This window comes from Bradyrhizobium sp. Mp19 (genome assembly GCF_029952935.1).
GTDB lineage: Bacteria > Pseudomonadota > Alphaproteobacteria > Rhizobiales > Xanthobacteraceae > Bradyrhizobium > Bradyrhizobium elkanii.
In genome coordinates this window covers 1-6,040 of the sequence record NZ_JASAUT010000130.1, presented here as the reverse complement: position 1 = coordinate 6,040, position 6,040 = coordinate 1, and the positions used below count along the sequence as shown (strand labels likewise).

At 59.9% G+C, this 6,040-nt stretch carries 4 protein-coding genes; 2 read left to right on the top strand and 2 right to left on the bottom strand.

Going from position 1 to position 6,040, the window contains the following annotated elements; translation table 11 throughout:
• Nucleotides 1-166 precede the first annotated feature (166 nt).
• Nucleotides 167-457, bottom strand: coding sequence for a hypothetical protein (locus QJT82_RS44865; protein WP_011082854.1), 291 nt, complete (start codon nucleotides 455-457; stop codon nucleotides 167-169).
• Nucleotides 458-1,484: 1,027 nt separating this feature from the next.
• Between QJT82_RS44865 and QJT82_RS44860 the strand changes: the two genes are divergently transcribed.
• Together QJT82_RS44860 and QJT82_RS44855 are read left to right on the top strand one after the other, a co-directional pair.
• A complete protein-coding gene (locus QJT82_RS44860) occupies nucleotides 1,485-3,482 on the top strand; it encodes a cytochrome c (RefSeq protein ID WP_264641753.1) in 1,998 nt (665 codons plus the stop codon).
• A gap of 170 nt (nucleotides 3,483-3,652) precedes the next feature.
• Complete coding sequence (locus QJT82_RS44855) at nucleotides 3,653-4,840, top strand: cytochrome P450 (RefSeq protein WP_244436112.1); 1,188 nt, start codon at nucleotides 3,653-3,655, stop codon at nucleotides 4,838-4,840.
• A gap of 324 nt (nucleotides 4,841-5,164) precedes the next feature.
• Here QJT82_RS44855 and QJT82_RS44850 read toward each other — a convergent pair whose 3' ends face one another.
• Nucleotides 5,165-5,461, bottom strand: coding sequence for a hypothetical protein (locus QJT82_RS44850; RefSeq protein WP_125459386.1), 297 nt, complete (start codon nucleotides 5,459-5,461; stop codon nucleotides 5,165-5,167).
• Between the last annotated feature and the right edge of the window lie 579 nt (nucleotides 5,462-6,040).

Here is a 6,040-nt window from a genome sequence, read left to right as displayed (position 1 = left end):
CATTCGCCACGAGCGCTCTCCTCTCTAGAGATCCGAGCGATCAACTAATGTCACGAACTTCCGTTCCAGATGACTAGACCACGACGGCGTTACTGCTCGCACACGGCTACTAGCGTGGGTACCCGAGCGTTTGCGCGGAAGGATGGGCCATGCAGTCGATCCCTTGCTAGGTGTCGTCGGTGCCGGGGATCGTGCCGTTCTCGGAATACTGCCAGAGCTTCCGGTGCCGCGACGCCGACGTCTCCGGAGGTGACGATGCTGACGTCGACTCGACTTCAACCATTTCAACAGCGACGATGCAAACTTGGTCGCTTGGATCAGCCCTGCGGGCAGCAGGCCGCCGGAGCCGCCGCCGCCGCCGCCGCGGATGGTCGAGCAGCGCCTGGACGGCCTCGTGCAGATCGTCGAGCGGCTCAAACCCACCTTCGAGAAGGTCGTTCAATTCGAGCCGCAGCATCTCGTCATCCCAATCGGTGCGTCGAAGGCCTCGAAGAGACGCGACCAAGCGCGAAGCTCGAGACAATACCCGAGAGTGTACCAACAGCAACGGGACAGCTCGCAGAGATGGAAGCAAAAGTAAAAAGATCAAACAGCGTCATAGCAAGTCCGCCGATCTGGAAGCTAAGCGCGCGCTGAACCGCCTGAAGGAGGTTGACCCGGAGGGATATGAGGCCTTCCTTCGTAAGCGCGAGAACCGCGGGGACACTGGCGGTTTCGGCCCGGCTGGACGGGCGAGGCCATAGTCACCACCACATTCCTCGCCGTCGCATTCGCACAACTCTGGCGCGTCGTCGCCATGCGCAGCAGCCGCTCCGGTACCGTTTTCAACGAGTTCACGCGCAATCCATGGGTCTGGCTGCGCTCGGCCTGTACGGCCCTCTGCTCGCAGTCCCTCTCTACTGGCCGCCGATGACAGAGGTCTTCCACGTCTGCCACCGACGCTCACGATGTGGAGCATTGTCGCGGGCTACAGCCTGACGCCGATGCTGCTAATTCAGGTCAGCCGCGCCGTCATCGTGCTTGCCAAACGAAGCCGTTAAATGGTAGCCGCGTTGCTTGGCTCGAATTCGCCGTCTGCATCATCGTGATCGGCGTGGCCGGATGTATGCTCATGGTCATTGCGCCCTACGGAGTCCTGATCTCCGAGTGCGAGCCTATTGCCCTCAGGCGCCCGGCCAATTCCGTTCGCTCGCGTTCCCGCGGATTACAGCCCCCCGATCTCCCACAGCGGACCCAACGTCACTGCAAATTCGATCGCGAGGATGGGATGGCGGCTCGAACAAGAGCTCGTCCGAACGCTCTAGATGTTCTTGTTATGCGGTCAAGTTCGCCCATTCCACAGACCACCGATTGTGACGTCAGAAAGAATAGTGATCGCGTCTCAAGGACGTCAACAGCAGGGGTAAGCCTACAAGATCATGTAGTTGTAGTATTACTGTTTGCACGGCTCTCTGCTGGAGGCCGTTCGCTGACACGGGGGAGCCATGTCGACAGTTACCAGCGCAATTCGGCGCCTTTGGTGGCGACGCTTTCTTGTTCTTCTGGCGATCATCGTGGTCATTGCTTTGATCGCAGTCATGACCAGCTCCCAGCTTGGCGCGACAATCGAAGCTCTGACGCCGCCTGGTCTCCCTGAACCGGTTTCCGCGAGCGAGCAGGTTTCGCTCGATCAGGGCTGGAACGCCGAAGACGCCGATCGATTCCATCATAAAGCCCAGGGCACGCAGACCTTACCGATCCCGCTGTCATGGTTTCTCGCCCTGGAAGCGCCGCTGAACTCGCCTTTCGCTATCCCCTTTTTCAAACGAGAACGGTTTTCTGACAACCGCTATTTACTGCGGTTTGGATTCATAGAGTCTGCCGAAAGCGAGAACAATGAGTACGGTTTGCCGATCGGCTTTGCATATTCGCCGTTTCAGTCGATCCGCGGACTTTCGCGTAAGGAGACTGCCGTTGGATTGACCTGTGCCGCGTGCCATACCGGCCAACTGATCTTCAAAGAGAAGCGCTATGTCATTGAAGGCGGCCCCGCCGTGACCGATCTCGGTCAATTGACAAATGCGCTCCGCGCTGCGCTCGCACAGACCGCTTTGTCGGCAAAGCTACCCTTCTTCGACGGTCGCTTCGGGCGGTTCGCGAAGCGCGTTTTAGGAACCGAGTACAGCGATCTTACACGCGTCCAACTGTCCAAGGAGCTCGATGGAATACTTGGTGCTCTGATCGATCAGCCCGCTGGGATCGACGTCACGGAAGGGTTTACCCGCCTCGATGCGCTCAATCGCATCGGCAACCAGGTGTTCGCACTCGACCCCAAGCGCTACGGCAACTACGTCAACCTCAACGCCCCTGTCAGCTACCCGCACATCTGGACATCGTCATGGTTCGATTGGGTGCAGTACGACGGCTCGATTATGCAGCCATTGGTGCGCAATGCCGGCGAGGCGATGGGGGTTTCGGCGGAGCTCAACCTCACCGCCCCGCCCAAGGGGGGACGTTTTGCCAGCAGCATCCCCTTCGATAATCTGCACTGGATCGAACAACAGCTCGCTGGAAAGGACCTGCCGCTGGTGGCGAAAGCCTTCACCGGACTGAATGCGCCAGCCTGGCCCGACAGCTTTCCTGCGATCGACAAAGCCAAGGCCGCCGTGGGAGCCCAACTCTACGACAAACATTGCAGCGGCTGCCATCTTCCAGCGCTGACGCCGGACATCGTGCACGGCAAGGCCCCGGACGCGGAGTTCTGGAAGAACTTCGGCCCTATCCAGCGCGGTCGCGATGGGCAGGAGAAGCAGACGAGGGAATCCGTACTCAACGTCAAGATCATCAAGCAAAGCCATATCGGCACCGATCCGGCCCAGGGCGACGTGCTGCGCAATCGCACCGTGGACACCGCCGGCAGCGAACTGGCCAGGGCGGGCCAGAGCAGCCCAGGGCTCGGCCTCGACATCGATGTCTGCCAACGGAAGGCTGACAACACGCTGGATACGATCCACCTCTCGGACCATGCGATGCAACTCTACGCGCTTGCGCTCGGCGCCGTGGTCCAATCCGGCATCGACGAATGGCTTCGGTCGACCGGGACGGTCCAAGCGGAGATCGAAGGCGATCGGCCGAACTGTCTAGCGGCAGGTTTCGGCTATAAGGCGCGTCCGCTGAACGGCGTATGGGCGACTGCGCCGTTCCTGCACAACGGCTCGGTGCCGACGATCTACGATCTGCTCAGCCCGGTTGCGGAGCGCCCACAAGTCTTCCTGCTCGGTGAGCCCAGCTTCGATCCTGTCCGCGTCGGTATCGTGACACGGACGGTCGCTCCTGAAGGCAGGACCTACGACAGCAAGGGCTACTTCATCATCGATACGTCGAGGCCCGCCAATCGCAATACCGGCCACGAATTCTCGAACGAGAAGCATGAGGGCGTCATTGGCCCTGCGCTGTCTCCGGAGGAGCGCAACGCAATCATCGAGTTCCTCAAGTCGATCTGAAATTGATTGGGTCAGCTCCAACTGGAGCAATAGCGAAGACCATCTCGCTCCCGCAGGGGGAAAGGTGGACGGAAGCCCGGATCGACCGACCAGGCGAAGCTTTTCGGAGTTAGGGTGCGGCAGCAATGGCGGAACAGAAACAGGGGCCGGCGGCGAAGTTCCTGAAATGGATGATCGCCAAACATCCGGATGCATTGTTCGCATTCATCCGGCGCGTCAGGCCCAACCTGGCGTTGGGCGCCGCGGGGCCGGTGTTCATCACCCGCTTCCCCGACGTGCAGGAAGCGCTGAGCCGCCCCGACATCTTCAACGTCACCTATGCGCCAATGATGGACCCTTCGGTCGGCCCCTTCATGCTCGGCCGCGACTGCACCGAAATAAACCAGCGCGACAAGGGTATCATGCGCGCCTTCATGCGCATGGAGGATCTGCCGGCAATTCGCCAGAAGGTGCGCAGCCTCGCCAATGCGTCTGTCGAAAAGCAGATCTATACCCAGAACCAGATCGAGGTGGTCAGCACGTTGTCGCGCCTGGTGCCCATTCAGCTGACCCGAGAATATTTCGGCTTTCCCGGCCCCGATCTGGCCTCGATGTTCCGCTGGTCGCGCGCGACGCAATATGACATGTTTCACAACCTGGACAAAGATCCGAAGGTGCACCAGGACAACATTGACGCTGGGCAGGAGATGCGCGCCTATCTGACACAACTGCTCCCGCAGCGGCGCGAGCAGCTGAAAAATGGGGCGCCGCTCGAGGACGTGTTCAGCCGCCTGCTGAATAGCCATTTTGACGATTCGATCGGCTTCGCCGACGAACGCATTATTACCAATATGATGGGCACACTGGTCGGCGGGATTGAGACCACATCGGCGGCCATCGTGCAGCTGCTCGACGAGTTGTTCAAGCGCCCGAGGATCCTGAAGGAGGCCATCGACGTCGCCAGCAGCAACAACGACCATCTGATGTATCGCTATTGCTGGGAAGCGCTGCGCTTCAACCCGATCAATCCGTTCGTGGTGCGCCACTGCCGGACCGATTACCGGATAGCCAAGGGCTCGCTGCGCGCGACGACAATCAAGGCCGGCAGCACGGTGCTGATCTCGACCCGGTCGGCGATGCGCGATGGCTTGCAACTGCCGGCGCCGTCCAGCTTCGCGATCGACCGGCCGGAGTCGGTCTACATGCATCTGGGCTACGGGATGCACACCTGCCTCGGCGACCAGATCAGCCGCATCCAAGTTCCGGAAATCGTTCGCCGCATCCTGCAAATCCGGGGCGTCCGTCCCGCCGCGGAGATTGACTACGCAGGAGGGCCGTTTCCAGAGCGTTATCCCATCACCTACGACACGCCGGTCTGAAGGCCGGACTTCCCAGCAACGAGCCGCGAGTACCGATCCGGCCGCTGGCGTGGCGGCCTCTGGCGTCAGCACTAGGTCGGTCGTCGCGAAGTCTCCGTCACGCGATGCGCGTGAGATGCGTGAGGCAATAATCAATCGTGTCGGTGGTGTGTTCCGCTTGCGAAACACATCAATAGATGAGAGGCAGAGCTTCGCATGCGCGGCTACTACATTGGCTTACCGAGGAAATGGTTTAAGCGAACGGAAGCCGTACGCTGAAGCGGGCCTCGGCAACCGGCAGTTATGCACGAACATCGCGCAATCAGCGCAACAGCAATGATACGCTCAAACGGCACCTGCAGGATCACCATTACGCACGACGCCGACGACTACAAACAGCGCATAGCATCGAGCGCTGCTTCTGCTCGCTGATACACTCTTTCGACGCTTGGCACCCGTTATGACAGGCGAATAGGACAGGCGAACCGTAATTTTACCGGCTTCTTCATCGATCTCGCGGCCGCATTGGTCTGCGGTTGCACGCGTTTCCCCGTAGCTGTCCGGATTGGCAAGTGTTGGAACACGGTGTTCTACTTGAAAGAACACCGGCTGAGGGATTTTATACTTAAACTGTCTTTTCACTAAATTCCGGTGGCGAGGCCGCGGGACTGCATCGTCTCGCGGCCCCATTGATTTTTCGTCGTTGAGGTCCGGGCGAGCTCCTCCACCGAATTCCGACTCTTTACTCCCAGAAGGGGTAATCGCTTCGATCGCCCGTTGGCATTCAGACGCGTCAAATTCGGGCCGTCGGCAAGTCCTCGCTGGACAGCATTCCGGAGTATGTTGTCGTGGAGTGCACATGGCTGCTGCCAACCTGATCGACAGTAGCGACAGCGATCGTACGAAAACGCGCTCCGCATCGAACATGGCGCGTGCTGTTTGACGTCCCAAGATGGCTGGAGTTCTCCCATCGAGACAGCTTCGGCCGAGCTTGTTTGGCTTTCTGGCTCTGCCAAAGGGCAGAGCCAGACTGATACAACAAAGTCGGCTCGCTGTCGCGCGCGCCATCGAAAACTGCCCCCTCGACGTCACGAGGAATTGCCCCCTCCTTGGATAGCCGAGGAGAGAGCGAATGAACGAGGAACAGAGCTGGCCCCGGTTGTTTGGACAGCGCCCCGCTGGATTTAAGTGGATTCCTGCCGGGTTATGCTGAACGCGGGG